General features: G+C 62.8%; 19 protein-coding genes and 2 pseudogenes. 10 read left to right on the forward strand and 11 right to left on the reverse strand.

Annotation, left to right across the window (positions count from 1 at the left end):
* Nucleotides 1-71 precede the first annotated feature (71 nt).
* From PHO31112_RS16950 to PHO31112_RS16965, 4 genes are all read left to right on the forward strand, one after another.
* The gene (locus PHO31112_RS16950) at nucleotides 72-464 is read left to right on the forward strand and encodes a MerR family transcriptional regulator (RefSeq protein WP_150621544.1); all 393 of its coding nucleotides are present in this window, start codon (nucleotides 72-74) and stop codon (nucleotides 462-464) included.
* Nucleotides 465-842: 378 nt separating this feature from the next.
* The gene (locus PHO31112_RS16955) at nucleotides 843-3113 is read left to right on the forward strand and encodes a bifunctional diguanylate cyclase/phosphodiesterase (RefSeq protein WP_150621545.1); all 2271 of its coding nucleotides are present in this window, start codon (nucleotides 843-845) and stop codon (nucleotides 3111-3113) included.
* 463 nt (nucleotides 3114-3576) lie between these two features.
* Nucleotides 3577-5160 carry a sensor domain-containing diguanylate cyclase gene (locus PHO31112_RS16960; RefSeq protein ID WP_150621546.1) on the forward strand — a complete coding sequence of 528 codons (1584 nt, stop codon included), beginning with the start codon at nucleotides 3577-3579 and terminating at the stop codon, nucleotides 5158-5160.
* Nucleotides 5161-5384: 224 nt separating this feature from the next.
* Entirely contained in the window at nucleotides 5385-5627 is a 243-nt protein-coding gene (locus PHO31112_RS16965; RefSeq protein ID WP_246178311.1) for a hypothetical protein, read from the forward strand.
* 81 nt (nucleotides 5628-5708) lie between these two features.
* On the opposite strand, the gene PHO31112_RS16970 is transcribed toward PHO31112_RS16965, so the two are convergent.
* From PHO31112_RS16970 to PHO31112_RS16985, 4 genes are all read right to left on the reverse strand, one after another.
* Nucleotides 5709-5903 (reverse strand): rubredoxin, encoded by a 195-nt coding sequence (locus tag PHO31112_RS16970; protein ID WP_174995757.1) that lies wholly within the window; start codon nucleotides 5901-5903, stop codon nucleotides 5709-5711.
* Nucleotides 5904-6097: 194 nt separating this feature from the next.
* The gene (locus tag PHO31112_RS16975) at nucleotides 6098-6406 is read right to left on the reverse strand and encodes a hypothetical protein (protein WP_010806039.1); all 309 of its coding nucleotides are present in this window, start codon (nucleotides 6404-6406) and stop codon (nucleotides 6098-6100) included.
* A 429-nt stretch (nucleotides 6407-6835) separates the two neighbouring features.
* The gene (locus PHO31112_RS16980) at nucleotides 6836-7156 is read right to left on the reverse strand and encodes a hypothetical protein (protein WP_010806038.1); all 321 of its coding nucleotides are present in this window, start codon (nucleotides 7154-7156) and stop codon (nucleotides 6836-6838) included.
* A gap of 87 nt (nucleotides 7157-7243) precedes the next feature.
* The gene (locus tag PHO31112_RS16985; RefSeq protein ID WP_150621547.1) at nucleotides 7244-7705 is read right to left on the reverse strand and encodes a hypothetical protein; all 462 of its coding nucleotides are present in this window, start codon (nucleotides 7703-7705) and stop codon (nucleotides 7244-7246) included.
* 278 nt (nucleotides 7706-7983) lie between these two features.
* On the opposite strand from PHO31112_RS16985, the gene PHO31112_RS16990 reads away from it, so the two are divergent.
* Complete coding sequence (locus PHO31112_RS16990; protein WP_150621548.1) at nucleotides 7984-8217, forward strand: DUF3717 domain-containing protein; 234 nt, start codon at nucleotides 7984-7986, stop codon at nucleotides 8215-8217.
* Nucleotide 8218: 1 nt separating this feature from the next.
* Here PHO31112_RS16990 and PHO31112_RS16995 read toward each other — a convergent pair whose 3' ends face one another.
* The 5 genes from PHO31112_RS16995 to PHO31112_RS17015 all read right to left on the reverse strand — a co-directional run bounded on the left by PHO31112_RS16995 (nucleotide 8219) and on the right by PHO31112_RS17015 (nucleotide 13955).
* Nucleotides 8219-10864: a sensor domain-containing protein gene (locus tag PHO31112_RS16995; protein WP_150621549.1), complete on the reverse strand. Its 2646-nt coding sequence runs from the start codon at nucleotides 10862-10864 to the stop codon at nucleotides 8219-8221.
* A gap of 198 nt (nucleotides 10865-11062) precedes the next feature.
* On the reverse strand, nucleotides 11063-11281 hold the full coding sequence (locus PHO31112_RS17000) for an RNA-binding S4 domain-containing protein (protein ID WP_150583875.1): 219 nt from the start codon (nucleotides 11279-11281) through the stop codon (nucleotides 11063-11065).
* Between the two features lie 76 nt (nucleotides 11282-11357).
* Nucleotides 11358-11939 (reverse strand): TMEM175 family protein, encoded by a 582-nt coding sequence (locus tag PHO31112_RS17005; protein WP_150621550.1) that lies wholly within the window; start codon nucleotides 11937-11939, stop codon nucleotides 11358-11360.
* A 34-nt stretch (nucleotides 11940-11973) separates the two neighbouring features.
* Nucleotides 11974-13032: a GGDEF domain-containing protein gene (locus tag PHO31112_RS17010; RefSeq protein ID WP_150621551.1), complete on the reverse strand. Its 1059-nt coding sequence runs from the start codon at nucleotides 13030-13032 to the stop codon at nucleotides 11974-11976.
* A gap of 356 nt (nucleotides 13033-13388) precedes the next feature.
* Complete coding sequence (locus PHO31112_RS17015; RefSeq protein WP_150621552.1) at nucleotides 13389-13955, reverse strand: flavin reductase family protein; 567 nt, start codon at nucleotides 13953-13955, stop codon at nucleotides 13389-13391.
* 498 nt (nucleotides 13956-14453) lie between these two features.
* Between PHO31112_RS17015 and PHO31112_RS17020 the strand changes: the two genes are divergently transcribed.
* A complete protein-coding gene (locus PHO31112_RS17020) occupies nucleotides 14454-15092 on the forward strand; it encodes a glutathione S-transferase family protein (protein ID WP_150621553.1) in 639 nt (212 codons plus the stop codon).
* A gap of 30 nt (nucleotides 15093-15122) precedes the next feature.
* On the opposite strand, the gene PHO31112_RS17025 is transcribed toward PHO31112_RS17020, so the two are convergent.
* Both PHO31112_RS17025 and PHO31112_RS17030 read right to left on the reverse strand, forming a co-directional pair.
* The gene (locus PHO31112_RS17025; protein ID WP_150621554.1) at nucleotides 15123-15599 is read right to left on the reverse strand and encodes an OsmC family protein; all 477 of its coding nucleotides are present in this window, start codon (nucleotides 15597-15599) and stop codon (nucleotides 15123-15125) included.
* Nucleotides 15600-15797: 198 nt separating this feature from the next.
* Nucleotides 15798-16667 (reverse strand): IclR family transcriptional regulator, encoded by an 870-nt coding sequence (locus tag PHO31112_RS17030; RefSeq protein WP_150621555.1) that lies wholly within the window; start codon nucleotides 16665-16667, stop codon nucleotides 15798-15800.
* Between the two features lie 297 nt (nucleotides 16668-16964).
* Here PHO31112_RS17030 and PHO31112_RS17035 point away from each other — a divergent pair.
* The 4 genes and pseudogenes from PHO31112_RS17035 to PHO31112_RS17045 all read left to right on the forward strand — a co-directional run.
* Nucleotides 16965-17691 (forward strand): annotated as a pseudogene (locus tag PHO31112_RS17035) (ABC transporter ATP-binding protein); the annotation flags it as partial.
* 98 nt (nucleotides 17692-17789) lie between these two features.
* Nucleotides 17790-18059, forward strand: a pseudogene (locus PHO31112_RS28235) (TOBE domain-containing protein); the annotation flags it as partial.
* Nucleotides 18052-18957 (forward strand): ABC transporter permease, encoded by a 906-nt coding sequence (locus PHO31112_RS17040; RefSeq protein WP_150621557.1) that lies wholly within the window; start codon nucleotides 18052-18054, stop codon nucleotides 18955-18957. The pseudogene PHO31112_RS28235 and the gene PHO31112_RS17040, both read left to right, overlap by 8 nt.
* Before the next feature lie 42 nt (nucleotides 18958-18999).
* Nucleotides 19000-19794 carry an ABC transporter permease gene (locus PHO31112_RS17045; protein WP_150621558.1) on the forward strand — a complete coding sequence of 265 codons (795 nt, stop codon included), beginning with the start codon at nucleotides 19000-19002 and terminating at the stop codon, nucleotides 19792-19794.
* Nucleotides 19795-19801: the final 7 nt, after the last annotated feature.

The raw sequence follows: 19801 nt of genomic DNA on the forward strand, positions 1-19801 counted from the left end.
CCGCCGCTTCTGTGGCGGCCGTTGGTTTTTTGTCCGCAATCTAACCGTCGTCCGATTCCGCCAACGCCGCGATGGATCACGTTGCCTTGCCGCCGATTCCCGCCAAGCGTTACTTCACCATCGGTGAAGTGAGCGAGCTGTGTGGCGTCAAGCCGCACGTACTGCGCTATTGGGAGCAGGAGTTCACGCAACTGCGGCCGGTCAAGCGGCGCGGTAACCGCCGTTACTACCAACACCATGAAGTCCTGCTGATCCGGCGTATCCGGGAGTTGCTCTATGAGCAGGGCTTCACCATCAATGGCGCACGTAACCGCCTCGAAGCCGACTCGCCGCGTGGCGCTCGTGCGGCGGGCGGTGCTGCCGCAGAAGGCGGCGCGCCAACGGCGACCGAAGCCCACGCTGCGCTCGACGTCGCCGACTTGCGCCGTAGACTCGAATCCCTCCTTGATCTGCTCAAGTCGTGAGCGCGTGGCGCGTCGGAGACCGATGCGTCTCTTCTTTTTCAGCGATTCCCGAGCATGGTCACTCCGCAAGGAGCGACGGCCTGTCGGGGCATTTGGCAGGCTGGCCCCGTACCTCGGGATTCTCCTAATGCAGTGGGGGTTGAATTGTCCGTAATCCGAGATATGGCCCGTTGATGGGCAGGGCGGTGTTCGTCTGGCATGATGAGCGCGATACATCCCTCGATTGAGGGGGCCTCGAACGACTTCCGGGGGCGCTGCGATTGCCTTACACTTGCCGAAAACGATGGCGTCCGTCAGTGACGCCCCCTGGATCCTATTGACAACCGGGCCAACACCGACCTTCTGCGCGGGGCGCGAAGGCTGAAAGGATCTTGATCTATGGCGGAACCGAGCACGACGGGGGCACGGCGCTGGCCTTGGGCGACGTCCTATCGCGCAATTGTCGCGATTCTGATTTTCGGTTTCCTGATTCTGGTCCTTGTCTGGACCGCTGTGCTTTGGCGCATCTCCATCGAGCACAAGGCCGTTCTGCGCGATACGGCCGCCTCGGCATCGACTGTGGCCACCGCGCTCGAGCAGCAGACGCTGCGGGCCATCCGTCAAGTCGATCAGATCACCCGGTTCGTCAAGTACGAGTACGAGCGACGGCGTGGCGACTTCGAGCTGACGCGCACGCTGACCGAAGGGATCGTCACGGATCGTTTCATGGTGCTGGTCAGTGTGGCGGATGCCAAGGGCGACGTCATCGCGGCAACGATGCCCGGTAGCACCAGGGTGAACATTGCCGACCGGGAGCATTTCCGGGTCCATCTGGATGCGGCGAGCGACGGCCTGTACATCAGCCATCCGGTCTTCGGTCGCGTCTCGCACAAGTGGGTTCTCCAGTTCAGCCGGCGACTGAACAACTCCGATGGCAGCTTTGCAGGGGTGGTCGTCGTCTCGCAGGAGCCGAGTTACTTCACTGCCGATTTCTACACGAATGCCGTGCTCGGCCAATTCGGACAGATCGCCGTGATCGCCGACGACGGTGCGCTGCTCGCGCGCAGCACCGGTGCGAGCGTGGCGATTACCGGCATGGGGGAGTTGCCGCCTTTCGCGGTTGAGCAACGCAACTCAGGCGTGCAACGAGATCGCATCGATGGCATCGAGCGCATCGTGGCGTACCGTCATCTGCGCGACTATCCGCTGGCGGTGCAAGTCGGTTTGTCGATGGATGAGGAACTGGCCGAGTACCGGCACGTGGAGCGCGTGTATTTGACGATGGCGACTTTCGTGTCGGTCGCGCTCGTCGTGTTCTTCGCGCTCATTGCTTACCTGATGCAGCGGCTCATCGGCCGCGATCAGCAACTCACGCGTCTGATTTCGTACGACGCGCTTACCGGACTTCCCAACCGTTACGCTTTGATGGAGTCGCTGCGACGCGCATTGGCCGACCCCGACCGGGTCGGCAAGGTTGCGTTGCTTCACATCGACCTCGACAACTTCAAGAGCGTGAACGATACGCTGGGCCACACACAGGGCGATGAGATCATCCGCCAGGTGGCCGAGCGCTTCGCGCCACGCATGCCGCCGGGCGCCATGCTGTCCCGTTTTGCCGGCGATGAGTTCATGGTGTTGCTCGAAGATGACGACGCACCGGTGCAAGCCGAACCCCTCGGCGAGATGCTGCTTGCCGCCCTCAAGGCGCCCATGGTGGCCGACGGCACGTCGTTTGCGCTGCACGCGAGTATCGGTGTGACGTTCTGGTCCAAGGCCGGCGAGACCGAGGCAGATCTCATCAAGAAGGCGGATCTCGCCATGTACTCCGCGAAGGAAGCCGGCAAGAGCGTGGTGCGTGTCTATACACAGCAGATGACGTACCAGGCGCATCAGCTTGTCGTGTGGGAGCGCCAGATGGAGCAGGCGCTGGCCAACGGCGAATTCTTCCTCGCTTATCAACCCATCGTGACGCTTGAGGCCGACTGCGTGCGCGGTGCGGAGGCATTGATTCGCTGGCGTCACCCGGAGCGCGGCGTGCTGAGCGCGGGCGAGTTCATCCCGCTGGCCGAGACGACCGGGCAGATCGTAGCGATCGGCGAGTTCGCGCTCACGCAGGCGTGCCGGCAATTGAAAGCATGGCGAGACACGCCGATGGCGTCGCTGCGGCTTGCCGTGAATGTCTCGTCGGTGCAGTTCTGGCGTGGCGACATTGGGGAGCTTGTCGAGCGCCTCATGAAGGAATACGAGATTGAGCCGAATCGCCTTGAACTGGAAATCACCGAGTCGGTGATGATCAAGAATCCGGCGCTCGTGGAAATGAAGATCGAGCAGTTCAAACGGGCGGGCGTGCGTATCGCGCTGGACGACTTTGGTACCGGCTACTCGTCGTTGTCTTATCTGACGCGTTTCCCTGTCGATACGCTCAAGGTCGATCGTTCTTTCGTGGAGTCGATTCCCGATTCGTCACGATCGTGTCTCATGATTTCGAACATCGTCAATATTGCGCGCTCGTTGGGCATCGAATTGATCGTCGAAGGTGTGGAAAACGAACGGCAACTGGATTGGCTGCGCCATTTCGTGCCACTGTGCGCGCAGGGTTATTTGTTTTCTCGGCCGGTGGAAATCGAACTGCTCGATTCGGTGATCGCCCGTTTCGGTATTTGCCGATAAAGTGGTTGTAAACGAAAAGAGAGCATTCGGCTAATTAATAGATTAAATAGGCGCTCGTAATAAATCGACCGTCTGTCGGTTTTTCCTGCGGATTCATCGTCGGAGTGCTATAGAATTATCCGGTCTTCGCGATGATGTTCAACGGTGCGTGCGTGTGGCTGCGCGTCGTCGCCAGCAGCGCTCAGAGGTGAGGGCGGCAGGTTGTCAACAGCTTGCAATTGTCAGGGTGGACAATGCGAGGTAGCCAGGATCCGAAGGCTCGGGGCGCGACAAGCCAGGGATCCGGAACGAGGAAATGAGTTTGACGCGCAAATCAGAATTGGCGGGCATTTGCCGGCACTAGGGATGCCAGTCGCGACCAGAGCTTCTGTCCGGGGAATAGACAGAGACGCGACTCGAAAGAGGCGGATGCTTTGCCAACGTAAGAAGTATAAAAATATTAGAACGAGCGTTTGATTTTCGGATGAGGATAAAGCATTGGCTTTATGCCGTCTGCGTCTCGGCCGGCGTGCTGGTCGCCTGCTGGGTTGCGGCGGACAGGACTGCCACGTCGTTGGTCGGCGACAAGCTCGCACAGAGTGTCGACGCTGGTCAAATGGTGGCCGACCGGGTCGCCGACGGCATGATTCACGCGATCAATACGGATCTGGCAATGGTGCGGGCCATTCCCTCAACATTGGCCGAGGTGGATCTGCTGCGTGATGTCCTGCGCCCGGCGCGCGGCGGTGTCGCAGAAGCCGAGGTCGTGGCCCGCGCCAACGAATTTCTGCGCGGGGCTCAGGGATACTTCGGCGTCGATCGGGTTTGGGTGATCGACACGCGCGGCGTATGCGCGGCTGCGAGCAATTTCCGTGATACACCGTCGCCCATCGGCCAGTCTGTGGCCGATATGCCGTACGTCACCAATGCGCTATTGGGCGCGCGTTTCGAGAGTTATGCCGCGGGCTGGGAGCCTCAGGCGCCTGGCCTTTATTTCAGCGCCCCCGTGTATCGCGATGGCGCTCTGATCGGTGTGGTGATGACCAAGATCGGACTCACGCGCCTGCGTCATTGGGTGGGCAGCGGCGAGTCGTTCGTCACTGACGGCAACGGCGTGGTCATCATGGCGAACGACCCGCGCTTCGAGAATCGCTTCATGCTGGACGGCAAGGTCGGGGCGCTGTCCGACGCCGAGCGTCTCGCGCTGTACCAGCGCAACGACTTCGCGCGCATGCCGATCTCGCTGTTCAAGCGCGCGCCTGGCCGCTCGAATGCCTGGGTGCCGCAGGAATTGCTCGACCGGATGTCGGAGTTCGACGAGTTCCGTAAGCCCTTTGTCATCACGTCGCGCCCAAGTTCGAGCAACGATCTGGTTGTCTACGCCGTGGAACAGGTCGACGCTTGGGAAGCGCTCACCCGGCAGCACGCCAAAGACCTCGCGTTGTGTTTCCTGCTCTATCTGGGCGGTGTCGTTATCGTGGCGCTCGCCGGATGGACCTACTGGCGCGAGCGTGTGCAGCATCGCGAGATGCGCCTGTCGAACGAGGAACTGCGCGCGGTGAACAATCAACTGGCGTTCGAAGCCAGTTACGACGAATTGACCGGAAGCCTCACGCGCCGTTACTTTTTCCATCGCTTCGATCAGTTGCTGGAAGGGGTACAACGCAAGAATGAGCCGATGAGCCTCATCGTGGCCGATCTGGATCACTTCAAGTCGATCAACGACACCTACGGGCATGCCATCGGCGATCAGGTGCTGTGCCGTTTTGTGCTCGTGTGTTCGTCGACGTTGCGGGGTGACGATCTGATCGGCCGTATCGGTGGTGAGGAGTTTGCGATTCTGCTTCCGGGAGCCAGCGAGCGCGATGCGCTTCGCGTGGCGGACCGCATCCGCGAGCGCTGCAAGCGCGAATCGCTTGAGGGCAGCGAACCGCCGCTGCGCTTCTCGGCGAGCTTCGGCATCACCGAGTGGCAGGAGGGCGATTCGCCGATGAACATGATCGAGCGTGCCGACATGGCGTTGTACCGTGCCAAGCGTGCCGGCCGCGACCGCTGCTGGGTGTTCTGATCCGAGACGGCCCCGGTACCGGCCGAGCGTCGACAGCGCGATATTCCATCGTCGTTACCAATGTCACGTTTGGTAACCAAAGAAGGGCCACTTCACCGCGCATTTCATGGAAACTCGCTTGTCTAACGAGTCAGGCAGGCGCGGTTGACGATCGATGACATGCCGAAGATCCGGCGTCGATCTCTCCGCGCGAGATTCGAATGGCTCATGCGGGAGGTTTTATCGTGAAACGCTTACTTATGCTGGCCGGTGGCACTGCTGTCGCCATGATGATGGCCGGTTGTGTTGCCGTGCCGTATGGCTCGCCGGCGTACGGCTACTACGACAATTATGGCTATGCGCCGGGCTACGATGCGGGATATGCGCCCGGCTATGTTGTGCCCGCACCGGTGGTCACCTTTGGCGTGTCGGGCGGCTACGACCGCGGCTGGCGCGGCCGAGGTCGGGGATGGGGCTGGCATCACTGACGCCGTGCCGGGCGGTTTTACCCGCGGCGCGAGCGCCAAACCGGCACCAAACCGGCTTCAAACCTATCGCGGCTGCCAGACTCAGAACTCCGACAGCACGAAATCTTCCTTCGAAACGTCGCACTCGGGGCAGCGCCAATCAGCGGGCACGTCGACCCACCGGGTGCCGGGGGCGAGGCCGTCGTTCGGTGCGCCTTCGGCTTCGTTGTAGGTCCAGCCGCAGATCAGGCAGATCCAGCTCTTGAATTCGGTCGGGGTGTCCAGCGTGGTGGTCATGGTGTCGGGTCAACAGGGAAAACTTGCGCGACCCGCATTGTAAGGCACGCATCGGACAGCGTCCCGCTCGCGGGCGACGGTTCGCACGCAAAGTTAATCCAGATCAATTGGCGGGAATATTCGTGGCGCGGAAGGGCACCACGGGAGAAAAAGGGGGGAAGGGTGCGCGCCGGCGGCGACCGGCGCGACAGCTTTTACCAGTGAATCTGGTTGAGGAAGATCGGCGCCATCTGTGCAAGCGAATTGAGCAGCGACATGGCGGTATCGCGATGCGACACCTCCCGCCACAGCCGGCTTTCCTTGACCACGCGCTCGCGGTCTTCCGGCGTTTTCACCTCGGGCGAGCGCAGCGCTTTGATCAGGTCGATGACGGAGGCGCGATCAACGGTTTCGGTGACCGAGTGATGCGCGAGCAGATCGTCCAGATGGACGCGCTCGGCCTCGGTAAGCGGGGCGTCGGCAGGCGAGGATGAGGTAACGGACGGTTTGTCGGATTGGGTCATACGAGACGGTTCTCCCGAAGTCACTGAAAAGCGAGACGGCCGCTGAGCCGCGGACCCTGCGAGGGGTCTCAAGTCATGCATGGCGAAGTATCGCGTGACTCCATCATAGGCCGATTCGCCTACGCTGCGAACCCTGCCTTACGCGAGATACCTCGTGTTTTCGGGCAATCTGGCGGGTCATTTCCCGCCGGATTGCGCCATGTCAAAGCCATGACATCTCCGCACAGAAGCGGGGCAAAACGTCAAGCGTAAAAAATTTATCCAAGGCTGATGCCGAAACGGGCAATCCTCTTGACAGCCTGTAGCGGCGGGCGTTTCGAAGGGGTGTTGCCGGGTTATCCAGTGGGTTATCCACAGAAGCTGTGGGTAACTCATCGACGCACGCTCTGTCGCCTGACGGTGTCAGCTCCGTGACTCGTCCGTGAACTGTCACCGGAATAGCGGACGCAGCATGAGCAGCGCAAAGAAGAGCGCGACACCTACGGGCAACAGCCCCGTGAAGAACGCGGGCCACGGCATGCGGCCCCGGCGGCGCGCGCCGAACGACGAAATCAGGCCGGCACAAAGGCACAGGACACCGACGCCCCACGTGGGGTGCGGGCTCTTGAGCACCCACGCGGCGGCGGCCAGCAATCCAACCCAGGCGAGCGGTACGGCGCCGGGCGGCGGCGGTGTGACGTTGGCCGGTGCCGGTTTGGCGTGACGCGACTTGTCGGACGGGGTGGGGGTATCGGGCGTATTGGCGGGCATTTAAATTCCGGAAAATCTGGGCGTGCGAGGCGTTGAGCAAGGGATGCACGCGAAAGACGCAGCATAGCAAACGTCGTCCGCCGCCGCTCAGGACATGAGGCCGTGCAAGACGCTTGTACCGGAGTGCCGTGAGGTGGCGTGCCTGTCGTCGGCGAGGGCATCCGCATACCAGACGTTTGTCGAGTCGGTGTCACGCGTCGGTGCGAAGGCAGGAGGCATCGTGCAGCGGTCGTCGAGGTCGATGGATTGCTTGCGGACGATGGCGTTTGCCGCAGCCATCAGTGCGATGACGTCTCGCAACGCGAGGACGCGAGGTCTGCCGTGCGCATCCGGTGAGGCATGGATGGCAACACACGGTTGATGAAACGGATCGGCAGGGGCCGTGACGGCCGGCGGCATCGATTGTGCATGGACGCGAGTCACGCCGGGCGCCATGAGCAGACAGAACGCAATGAGACCGTACCGCAGCGGCGCGGCAGCGTGCAGAGCGGACTGCATCTGGGGTGTGGCGTGTCTCGGCGGCATGGCTGGCTCCGTCGGGGCGATCATGGGGGACGCCTGCCGCGTGAGCATCGCAAACCGCTGCACGGCGTTTCCCGGACCCTGAAGCCAATATCGTGCCTGAATGCGTAAGTGTGTGATTTTTATAGAGTTGCTGAGGTGCGGCGGAACGCGTGTGCGGTTTGCCTCTCATCAAGTGTTGCAGTTCCGAAACGCGCGCCTGAGAATCGGGCCATGTGCAGAGTGCAACGCGATGCGGTTTTCAGCGTATCCTTGATGCTGTATATAATCACAGTATTCAACTCCACGGCGAGACAGAACCTCTCATGAAAGCCAATTATTCCATCGCCGAAATCGAGCAGGCGATCAACTACTGGACGGGGCATCAGGCCGCCGATAGCCATTGGTCGCTGTGTCAGTCGGCGCGCGCGCTGGCAAATGTCTATGGTGAGATGATCTATCGTCGCCAGACAAGCATTGCGGCCGACTTGCTCAACGCCGAACAGAGCCAGGCCATCGAGACGGCGCTGCACCAGATGGAACTGGGCCTCGCGCCGTGATTCAGGAGGGAACGGGATTCGGTGCGCGTTGCCGTGCCGACCACTGTTCGAGCCAGTGTTCAAGGTCACCCGCCGACAGCGCGGGGGAGAACAGATACCCTTGCGCCACGCGATAGCCCTGAGCGACGAGCAGATCTCGCTGGGCTTCGTCTTCCACGCCTTCCGCCACCACCGTGAGATGCAGATTGCGCCCGATGCTGATGATCGCGTTGGTCAGCGCACGCACCGTTTCGTCGCGCGTGATGTCGTGCACGAAACTGCGGTCGAGTTTCAGTTCCGAGACCGGTAGCCGGCGCAGGTAGCTCAGGCTCGAGTAACCCGTGCCGAAGTCGTCCAGCGACAGACGTACGCCCATGCCGTGGACCTCGTCGATGATGCGCAGCGTGCTCGGATTGTGATCCATCAGCACGCTTTCCGTGATCTCGATGGCCAGGCAGGAGGGGGGCAATCCATGATCGGCGAGTGTCTCGGCAATCATGCGGGGTAGGTCGTGATCGTGGAAGTTGGTCGGCGAGAGGTTGACCGATACATTGAGAATACCCACACCGCGCCGCCGCCAATCCGCCAGTTGCCGGCATGACTCGCGCAGCGTCCACATACCCAGTTCGCCGATCAGCCCGCATTCTTCAGCCAACGCAATGAAGCGCGACGGCGATACCTCGCCGTGCAGCGGATGCGTCCAGCGGGTCAGCGCTTCGGCACCGTACACCGATTCGTCGAGCAGATTGATTTGCGGCTGATAGAAGAGCTGGAGTTTTTCACGCCGCAGGGCGTCGCGCATGGCGGTCTCCAGCTCAAGCCGCTCCTGCGCGTGGATGTTCATGTCTTCGTTATAGAAGCGCACACTGCCCGGGCTGGTCATCTTCGCCTGATACATCGCCATGTCGGCGCGTTGCAGCAGCAGGTCGAACGCCCTGCCGTGATTCGGATACAGGCTGATGCCGAAGCTGCCCGAAGGCACGAGCGTCACGCCATCGACCTGGCACGGCGCGGTCAGCGCGCTACGCATGCGTTCGACGGCGATATCGAGCCGTTCGGGGTCACACTCCGTGAGCACGGCCACAAACTCATCGCCCGACAAGCGAGCGACGATATCCGCGCCGCGCAGCGAGCGTCGCAGGCGCTGGGCGATGGTGCGCAGCAGCACGTCACCCGCCTGATGGCCCAGGGAGTCGTTGATCTGCTTGAATCGATCCAGATCGATGAAGATGACGGCCATGCGCGTGTTCAGCTCGTCTGCGCTGGCGATGGCCTGTGCGGCGAGCACGCCGAGCATGCTTCGATTGGGCAGGCCGGTGAGGCTGTCCGAGAAAGCCAGTTGACGGATGCGCGTGCGCGATTCATCCCGCTCGAAGGCCAGCTTGCACAGATGTACGCACACGTCGACGAGCCGTTCATGCAGGGCGTCCGGGCCGCGCACCGTACGGTAATAGAACGCGAGTACACCGAGCACACGTCCATCGTTCGCGATGATCGGCATGGACCACGACGCGGCCAGCCCGAATTCGGCCGCCATGCTACGGAAGTTGGCCCAACGCGGGTCGTTCGCGATGTCGGTCACGATCACTGGCCGTGCTTGAAAGGCCGCCGTGCCGCAGGTGCCCACATTCGGTCCGATGGCGATGCCGTCGATGATCTGGTGATATGGCGCGGGCAAGCTCGGCCCCGCCTGGGGGCGTAACCGGCCCTCGGCATCGACGCGCACGACTGAGGCCAGTACCTCGGGGGCGATCTGCTCCAGTTCCCGGCAGATGAGTGTGAGCACTTCCGCGAGCGGTGCATCGCGCACCATCGCGGCGAGGGCCTTGTGTTGCAGCACTTCCTGGATCTTCGATTGCGTGATGTCGGTAAACAGCACCACGGCGTTGAGGAGCTTGCCGTTCGTGTCGAGAATCGGGTTCGTCACGACCGAGGCCCACAGCGGTTGATGTTGTGCCGTGCGTACGAGCACTTCGCTGTGGCAGCTTCGGCCGTCGCTGGCGGCGACGAGACAGTCTGCAAGCGCCTGCTTGACGTCGATGGCCGATGAGCCATCGGTGCGCTCACCCACTGGTGTCTCGCCAAACCCGCCGGACGGGGCGTGAACGGACTGACCGATTACCTCGCTCGCGGCGTAACCCAGCATGCGCGTGAAGCCCGCGTTGATATAACGCACGCAGCCGTGTGCATCGGTGATGAGCACGGCGTTGTCGGTCTCGTCGACGCCGAGCGACAGCAGATGGAGGCGGGCGTCGTCGGCCGCCTGACGCTCCACGCGGGCGGTCACATCCACTGCGAGCTTGATCACGAAGGCGAGCTTGCCGGTGTCGTCGAATACCGGGTTGTAGGTCGCTTCGAGCCAGACGGGTTTGCCGTCGCGACAATGGCGGCGCACTTGTCCGGTGTGGGAGCGGTGGGTGGTGACGACTTGGGCGAGGGCGTCGCCGCAGGTGGCGTCGTCCGGTTCGCACAGCACGGCGTGCGGCTTGCCGATCAGGTCGGCGCGCGCGTAGCCGAACATGCCAAGCAGCTTGTCGTTGACGTCGACGATGATGCCGTCCGGCGTGAGCGTAAGCATGCCCAGCGAGCGGTCGAGTGCCGCTAGCAGCGCTTCGCGCCCAGGGGCCGGTGTGGTGCCGGTGGCGGACGGTGAACCGGGCACGACCATCGCAAGGGCCTCCTCGGACGTCCTTCGATCATTGTCGGGGGTGACTTGAGCTGACACGCCAAAACGCTTTCAAGTATAGCGACCTGCGACGGCAGGCTCACATGGGAGAAACCGGGAGGGCGCCGGACGGCGACGCCTTGCCGGGGCAGGCAATACGACAGCGGGTGGGGGCGGGAGGCCGCGAGCGGTGCGCCGGCGTCAGGCTGCCTTGACGCGGATTCGCACGCCGTCGACCGAAACGGTCTGGCCGGCGCGGATCTTGCAGGTTTTGCGGGTCTCGATCTGGCCGTCGACGCTGACTGCGCCGTTGGCGACCATGACTTTGCCCGCGCCGCCCGAATCCACGAGACCGGTGAGTTTGAGCAAGTCGTTCAGGGCGACGAATTCGCCCGTGAGTTCAAAAGTTACGTTTTGCATAATGGAGCGGATACTACGTAAAAACCCGATGCCCGTCGACTGTTGCCGTGCATCGTTCGGAAGGTGTGCAGCCGTCTCACGACTTGAGCACATGCTCGATCCGGCGATCGGGAATCAGCCATACGGCGGCGACCAGTGCATACAGGGCGAGCGAGACAGCCGGCACCACGAACGCCAGACCGATGGCCAGTGCGTAGGCCACCACCGACAGCTTGCCCTTTGCGTCGCGCCCCAGGGCGGTGGCGAGTTTCGCGTTACCGCCTTCTTCATGCACGGCCAGCAGGGTTCGCGTGAGGATGTAATACGCCATGGCGGCCATGAACAGCACAATGCCGTAGAGCGCCGTTGGCCACGCGGTGAAATGGTTTTCTCCCAGCCAGTGCGTGACGAACGGGACCAGCGACAGCCAGAAAAGCAGGTGTAGATTGGCCCAGAGTACGCTGCCTGAGACCCGCTGCACGACATGGAAAAGATGGTGATGGTTGTTCCAGTACAGGCCAACGTAGACGTAGCTCAGGATGTAGGTGAGGAATGTCGGCGCAACCGGCAGGAGGTCGGCCAGTTCGCTGCCGTGCGGTGCTTTCATCTCCAGCACCATGATCGTGATGATGATGGCGATCACACCATCGCTGAAGGCTTCCAGTCGGCTTTTGCCCATCGTGCTCGTCGCTTTCGTTAGTCGCGGGTTGGGATTACAGCACCGCCGCGCGGTTGCGGCCGGCCTGCTTGGCGGCATACAACGCCCGGTCGGTACGTTGGAGCAGCGTGCCGAAATCGGCGTCGTCCACGGCGAGGCTGCTGATGCCGATGCTGGCGGAAATGCGCACCGGTCCGTTAGGGCCGGGCACGCTGGCACTGCCGATGGCGGTGAGCAAACGTTCGGACGCCTGCATCGCGCGTTGTGCATCGGCCTCGGGCAGCAGTACCGCGAATTCCTCTCCGCCGAGACGGCCGATCACCGTACCCTTGCGCAGCGTTGCTCGCAAGACCAGCGTCAACTCCACGATGACGCGGTCGCCAATTGCATGCCCCCAAGTGTCATTGACCCGCTTGAAATGATCGATGTCGAGCATCAGCACGGACAGGCGCCGTTGCTGTGCGCGGGCGGTAGCGAACTGGCGTTCGGCCTGTATGAGAAAGGCACGGCGGTTGAGCGCGGCGGTCAGGCCGTCGCGCATGGCCATGTCGCCGAGCACGCGGTTGACGCGACGCAGTTCGAGTTCGTCCACGACGAGCGCCGACAGATCGGCGAGCAGGGCGCGTTTCTCGTTGTCGAGCGTGCGGGCCCGGCGGTCGATCACGCACAGCGTGCCCAGGCAATGCCCTTCCGGCGTGCGCAGCGGCGCGCCGGCGTAGAAGCGGATGTTCGGCTCTCCTGTAACCAGCGGGTTGTCGGCGAAGCGCCGGTCGGCACGCGCGTCGGGCACGACGAGCACGTCGTCGCCGAGAATCGCATGCGCGCCGAAGGCCATCGAACGCGGTGTCTGCGCAGCATCGATGCCCTGACGCGCCTTGAACCACTGGCGCGTTTCGTCGATCAGCGAGATGAGTACGATTGGCGTGCCGAGCACGTGAGAGGCCAGCCGCACGATGCGATCGAACGCCGGCTCGGGCGGTGTATCGAGAATCTCATAACGGCGCAGTGCCGCGAGACGCTCTGCCTCGTCGAGACTTGCCCCGCCAGTTGGTGCGAGCCGTGAGAGGGACGCGGGTACAAGCGGTTCGTGTGAATGGATTCCGGGTGCGGTCATGTCGTGGCGAGCGGGCAAGGCCCGGCGGTTGGACGACAGCAGTGCTGCGGGCGAGGGCTCAGACCGCGAGTTCGGCAACGGCCCGAATAGGGATGTTGACTTCGCAGACGGCTCAGGGGCGGCGGGCGATCCGGGGGGGAACGATGGCGTCCCTCGAGTCCTGTCGTTGCCAGCGCCGGTAGTGTCGAAAACGTCGATAGCGGCGTCAATTCTGACGCGCCTGTCGTCGCTTGGCAAATGTAAGGGCATCGAGCCGTTTGCACCGTTCGTGCGCCAGAGGGCGCGAGCGGCGAGCGTGAGGTCGTGAGCGTCATCGCGTATGGGGCCGGCGTTGTCTGAGGCGGGCAGAGAATGGCTCATGGCTTGACTTCGAATGCTTCGCCGGTTTCGAAGAAGTTGCCGCCGGCGATGTAATGAAGACTGCGCGACGCGCCAGGCTCGAACTGCCAGTGCCCGTCGCGAAACGCGCGCGGATCGGCCCAGGCCGCCACGACCTCGCCGAGAAACAGATCGTAGCGATCCTGATTGTGCGGCTCGGGAATCACGCGGCATTCGAGCCACGCGAGGCATCCGTCGATGAGCGGTGCGGCAATTTGCGAGCCATCGAAGGCCTGCACGCCGGTGCCGTCGGCGAACTTGTCGATATCGCGCCCGGAGATCGAGCCCACCGCCAGTGTTTCGCGGGCGATGTCGCGCGCGGGCACGTTCAGCGAAAACTCGCCGGAGGCTTCGACCAACTCTCGCGTGAGCGTGTTGCGGTCGATGACGACGGCGACTTTCGGCGGCGAGAAATCCAGCGGCATCGACCAGGCGGCGGCCATGACGTTGCGGCGCCCGTCATGAGCACTTCCCACAAGAACAGTCGGTCCGTGGTTGAGCAGGCGATAGGCTTTGGGAAGTTCGACAGGCAAGCGTTCGGTCATGGCGGGCACTCGGCAGACGAGGTGTGATGTCAGGCGGCCATGATAGCGCGGCCGGGAAAAAGCCGATGGTGACCGCGACGAAGGCCGACACCCGAAAAAGACGGCCCGCGGCGTGAGCTGCGGGCCGTACAAAACGGCACGGTGCGGGGAGCGCGTGCCGGATCAGATGCTGGGGCAGTATTTCATGTGCTCGTCCTAGTCGAGTCCCCATGCTATGTCGGGAAGCGCCTCCTATACTGAGGCGGAACACGCCACGTCGAACCGACATTCACCACACCGGAGACACCCTCATGAATCCGTCGCGAACCCAGAACGCGAAGCCGGTCGATACGCCGACGAGCGACACGCTCGACACCGATGCAGCCGACCCCCGGAACAATCCACCCGCGCCCAAGCCGATGAAGTAACATTTTCGATGACGTGACGGCGGCGATCTGAGCGTATCCGGCCGAACCAGGGCCGTCCGCACATAACGAGACGATGGACTGGAGACACGACATGACGACGGACCGGCGCATTACGTTCTTTCACGCTCCCAATACTCGTTCCTCGGGAGTGCTCGTGTTGCTCGATGAATTGCAGGCCGAGCACGATCTTCACCTGCTGCGCTTCGCGACCGGCGAGCAACGCGGTTCGGAGTACCTCGATCTCAATCCGATGGGGAAGGTGCCGGCGATTCGCCACGGCGATGCGATCGTCACCGAACAGGCGGCTGTCTATATGTATCTCGCCGAACTCTATCCGGAGAAGGGGCTGGCGCCGATGCCGGGCGATCCGCGTCGCGGGCCCTATCTGCGCTGGATGGTCTTCTACGGCTCGTGTGTCGAGCCGGCCGTGGTCGACAAGTCGCTCGGGCGCGAAAGCGCCGAGCGCTCGCGCTCCCCGTATGGCGACTACGATTCGGTTATGTGGACGCTCGAGCGGCATCTGTCGCAGGACGCCGGTCCGTGGTGGCTGGGCGAGTCGTTCACAGCGGCCGACGCGTTGTGGGGCAATGCCATGCATTTCCTCACACAGTTCAAGCTCGTGCCGGAGACACCGTCCGTCAAGGCGTACGTAGAGCGCTTTCGTGCCCGCGAGTCGTTTGCGCGGGCGCAGCAGCGCGATGCGGCGCTGGCCAGACAGCTTGCCGCGTAATTGAGCGGGCGCTGCCGGACCTGACCTGACTTAGTCCGGCAGAACGTCGATGCGCGGCTCGCAGTCGATGGGGAAGTTGACCGAATTGGCGACGTAACACCTAGCGTGCGCCTCATGATGCAGTTCGGCCGCGAGCGCGGCGTTGCCTCCGGCGCGAATCGTCACGTGCGGGCGCAGCAGGATGCGCGTGAAACGGCCTTCCTGCGCCGTGTCGATCATGGTGCCGATCGCATCGTCGACATATCGCTCGACGACCACGCCAGCTTCGGCGCAGAGGTGCAGATACCAGAGCTTGTGACAGGCGCTTGTGGCCGCCACGAGCAGGTCTTCGGGATTCCAGCGCGCGGCGTCGCCGCGAAAGGCGGGATCGGCCGAGCCGGGGATCGTCGGCTTGCCGTCGGCGCGAATCTCGTGATTGCGTCCGTACTCGCGATAGCCCGACGTACCGCTGCCCTGATTGCCGGTCCACTCGACGCCGATCCGGTACTGATGTTCGCCTGATGCCATGTCATGTCTCCGCAGAGGGGCCGGCAGTCAATGAGGTTGTGGGAATTTCCGGGCGCAAGAGTGTTGCCGGACCCCGCCCGCGATTCTCGCAGTTGTGGGTGATCCCGGCTGGCCATTTTCGGCCATCAATAAATGCGACCTGGCCCAGCGATTCACCGGAGCGGCGCCGCCTGTCCTGTGTGCCCGCTCTCGGCGGCGTCAGGCCAGCGGCTCGGTCGTCAGTGCGCGTGTGAGGCCGTGCATCGGGCGGCGCATCGCCACATCGAACGGATTGGTTTGCGGGCCGATCAATTCAGCCTGACGCCGAAGCAATTCCACGACCATCGGCAGACGATCCTGAGACAGCCGCGCGGCCAGCGTGCCCACGCTCAGTGCGGCGACGGCATGCCCGGTGCGGTCGAACACGGGAACCGCCACTCCCGCCATGCCATCGAGCACGCCGCTATTGCTGCCGGCATAGCCCAATTGACGTACGCGTTCGATCTCGGTGCGCAGGTAGACCTCGTCGAGCACGCCATAGCCGCGCAGTCGCGGCACGTTGAAGCGAATGATCTCTTCGCGCTCGGCTTCCGGCAGGAAGGCGAGAATTGCCAGACTCCCCTGACCGACGCCCAGCGCCACGCGTCCGCCGATGTCGCCGGTGAAAGAACGAATGGGGAAGGGGCCTTCGCACATGTCGAGACAGACGGCATCGAAGCTGCTGCGCACGAGCAAGAAGATGGTGTCGCCGAGGCTCGCGCAAAGGCGCAGCAGCGATGGGCGGCAAAGGGTGCGCATGCCGCTCGGGTTACCGGCCTGTGCGGCCATCGCGAAGAAGTCGATGCTCAGCCGGTAGAGCTTGGACGTTTCGTCCTGCTCCACCACTTGCTCGGCGATGAGTGCGTGCAGAATTCGATGCACCGTCGCCTGACTGAGGCCGACGGCTTTGGCGACGTGGGTAACGCGCTCACCCTCGGGCTTGGCGTCGCCCAGCGCACGGATGACGGCAAAGGTGCGCTGCAAAATGCCCGCGCCAGCGGTTTCCAGCGTCGACGACTTCGGCGCACGGGGCGAATCGGAGGTGTTCATCAGAGTCTCAAATATTCCGTCAAACGAAATACTAGCGTAAGCCGGTGTTTCTTGAAAACTAGCTTGCCTGATCGAAACCTGCAAAAACACCCATTATCCGCGGTAAGTTAGGGATTATCCCGAGACGGTGATGCGAAACGAAATCACGTGCTAATCGGTTAAATATTCCGTCAAACGAAATAATCATAAAATTTATCTCATTTAGCGGAATCGTTATCTTGCGACAAGGAATTTGGCTCGCTACTGTTCGATGCAATTGCATTTCTTGCGGCGTGCATGCGCCCGAAGGTAGTGACCATGTCTTTCCTGACCTTGACGGATGTTTCCAAGACGTTTGGCGAGTTGAGCGCAGTCTCGAACGTCAATCTCTCGGTGGAAAAGGGCGAGTTCGTCTCGCTGCTCGGCCCTTCGGGCTGCGGCAAGACCACCACGTTGCAGATGATCGCGGGCTTTGTCGAAACCACGACCGGGCGCATTACGCTCGACGGGCGCGACATTACGCACATGCGCCCGAACAAGCGCGGACTGGGCATCGTGTTCCAGAGCTACGCGCTGTTTCCGCACATGACTGTGGCGGACAACGTCGGTTTCGGTCTCGAGATGCGAGGTGTGGACAAGGCCGAGCGTCGGGAACGGGTTCGCGAGGCGCTCGCCCTCGTGCGACTGGACACCCTGGGTCATCGCTTTCCGCGCGAACTCTCCGGCGGTCAGCGCCAGCGCGTGGCGATCGCCCGTGCGGTCGTGATCGCGCCGCCCGTCCTGCTGCTCGACGAGCCGATGTCCAACCTCGACGCCAAGTTGCGCGAAGACATGCAGTTCGAGTTGCGCTCGATCCAGCGCAAGATCGGCACGACCACGATCATGGTCACGCACGACCAGTCCGAAGCTTTGTCGATCAGCGATCGCGTGGTGGTGATGGAAGCCGGACGCATCACGCAGGTCGACACGCCGTACCGCGCATACGAGCGTCCGGAAACGCCGTTCGTCTCGCAATTCATCGGCAAGGCCAACATGCTGGCCGGGCGCGTGACCGCGCGAGACGACGAACATCTGCATATCGAACTGGGCGCGCAACTCATGCAGCGCGCGTCGCTGGCGGATCTATCGGTCCAGGATCGCGGCATGGCGGTGGGCGACACCATTACCATGTGCTTGCGCCCGGAAAAGGTGCGTCTGTGCGCGCCATCGGCGGGCCGTCTGCCGGCCACGGTCACGAGCCGCTTCTTCCTCGGCAGCCAGTGGTTGTACCGCGTAGACAGCGCGCTGGGCGAAGTGCTCGTGTGTTGCCAGAACGAAGGCGGCGAGCCGCTGAGCGAAGGTGCGCCGGTTGGCCTGGACTGGCAGGCGGAAGCGGTTCGCTTCGTCTGTGCGGGAGTGCGCGCGAATGGCTGAGACGCTGCAAGTGCCGCGCGCCGACGCCGCGCCCGCCACGCGTGCCCCCTGGCATGCGTTTCTGCCCATGTGGGTCATGAGCGCCCCGGCCATGCTGTTGTTCGTGGCGCTGGTGCTCATCCCACTGCTCATGACGTTTGCGCTCACGTTCTATCAGTTCGATCCGGCGAGCGGCCCGATGGCCGCGTTCCAGTTCGAGAACTACAAGGAAGTGCTGTTCGACTCGTACTTCCACACGATCTTCGTGCGTACGTTCGGCATCTCGCTGACGGTCACCGCGGTGTGCGCGGTGGTGGGCACGTTTGAAGCCTACGTGCTCTCGCGCATGGGAGACCCGTGGCGCTCGCTCTTCCTGCTGGTGATCCTCTCGCCGTTGCTCGTGTCGATCGTGGTGCGCGCATTCGGCTGGAGCATGCTGCTCAGCTCCGGCGGCCTGATCAATCAGGCGTTCGGTCTGCTTGGTATGGGGCCGTACAAGATGGAGTACACCAACTTCGCGATCGTCGTCGCACTCGTGCACGTGATGCTGCCGTTCATGGTCATTCCGGTGTGGACATCGCTGCAACGCCTCGATCCGCAGACGGAGAACGCCGCATTGTCGCTGATGGCTTCGCCTGCGACCACACTGCGCCGCATCGTGTTGCCGCAACTGGTGCCGGGCATTCTGTCAGGCAGCCTGATGGTGTTCGGTCTGTCGGCCAGCGCGTTTGCGATCCCGAGTCTGCTGGGCGGACGCCGCCTCAAGGTCGCCGCCACTGCCGTGTACGACCAGTTTCTGAGTTCGCTGAACTGGCCGCTGGGCGCAACCATCGCCGTGCTGCTGCTCGCGGCGAACCTGATCGTGATGCTGACGTACTACCGCCTGCTCGAGCGCCGCTATTCGCGCAGCATGGGTTAAGGCCAGGGCACGTCTCCCGCAGAACAGAACCTATTCGCCATCATGCGTAAAAACAGTCCTCTGGCGCTTGCGTTCCATACGCTCGTCATCCTCTTCGTCCTCGCGCCGATGATCATCGTCGTGCTGGTCGCGTTCACGCCGGAACAAACGCTCTCGCTGCCCACGCGCGGCGTGTCGCTGCGCTGGTTCCGCGCGATTCTCGACTATCCCGATTTCATCGCGTCATTCTTCACCAGCCTGAAGCTGGCGGTCCTCTCGGCCACGCTCTCGCTCGTGATCGCGCTGCCTGCGGCACTGGCCATCGGCCGCTCGCGCTTTCCGGGGCGTAACTTCCTCAACGGCCTACTGCTCTCGCCGCTGGTGATCCCGGGCCTTGTACTCGGCATCGCACTGCTGCGTTTCTTCGCGATGCTCGGCATTACCGGCTCGTTTGTGTCGCTGACCTTCGCGCACATGATCGTCGTGACGCCGTTCATCATGCGCCTCGTGCTGGCGTCGATCAGCGGGCTCGACCGCAGCGTCGAACACGCGGCGGCGTCGTTGGGCGCAGGCGCATGGACGACCTTCCGGCGCGTGACCATGCCGATGATTCTGCCGGGCATTACCGGCGGCTGGCTGCTCGCGTTCATCAACAGCTTCGACGAACTGACGATGTCCGTCTTCCTCACGGCGCCGCAAACGGTCACGCTGCCCGTGCGCATGTACATGTACGCGACCGAGTCGATCGATCCGATGATGGCGTCCGTCTCGGCGCTGGTCATTGCCGTGACACTGGGCGCGATGCTGCTGCTCGACCGTGTCTACGGCCTGAACCGCATCCTGATCGGCCAGCATTGAACGCGCG

Source organism: Pandoraea horticolens, from assembly GCF_902459555.1.
Classification (GTDB): domain Bacteria; phylum Pseudomonadota; class Gammaproteobacteria; order Burkholderiales; family Burkholderiaceae; genus Pandoraea; species Pandoraea horticolens.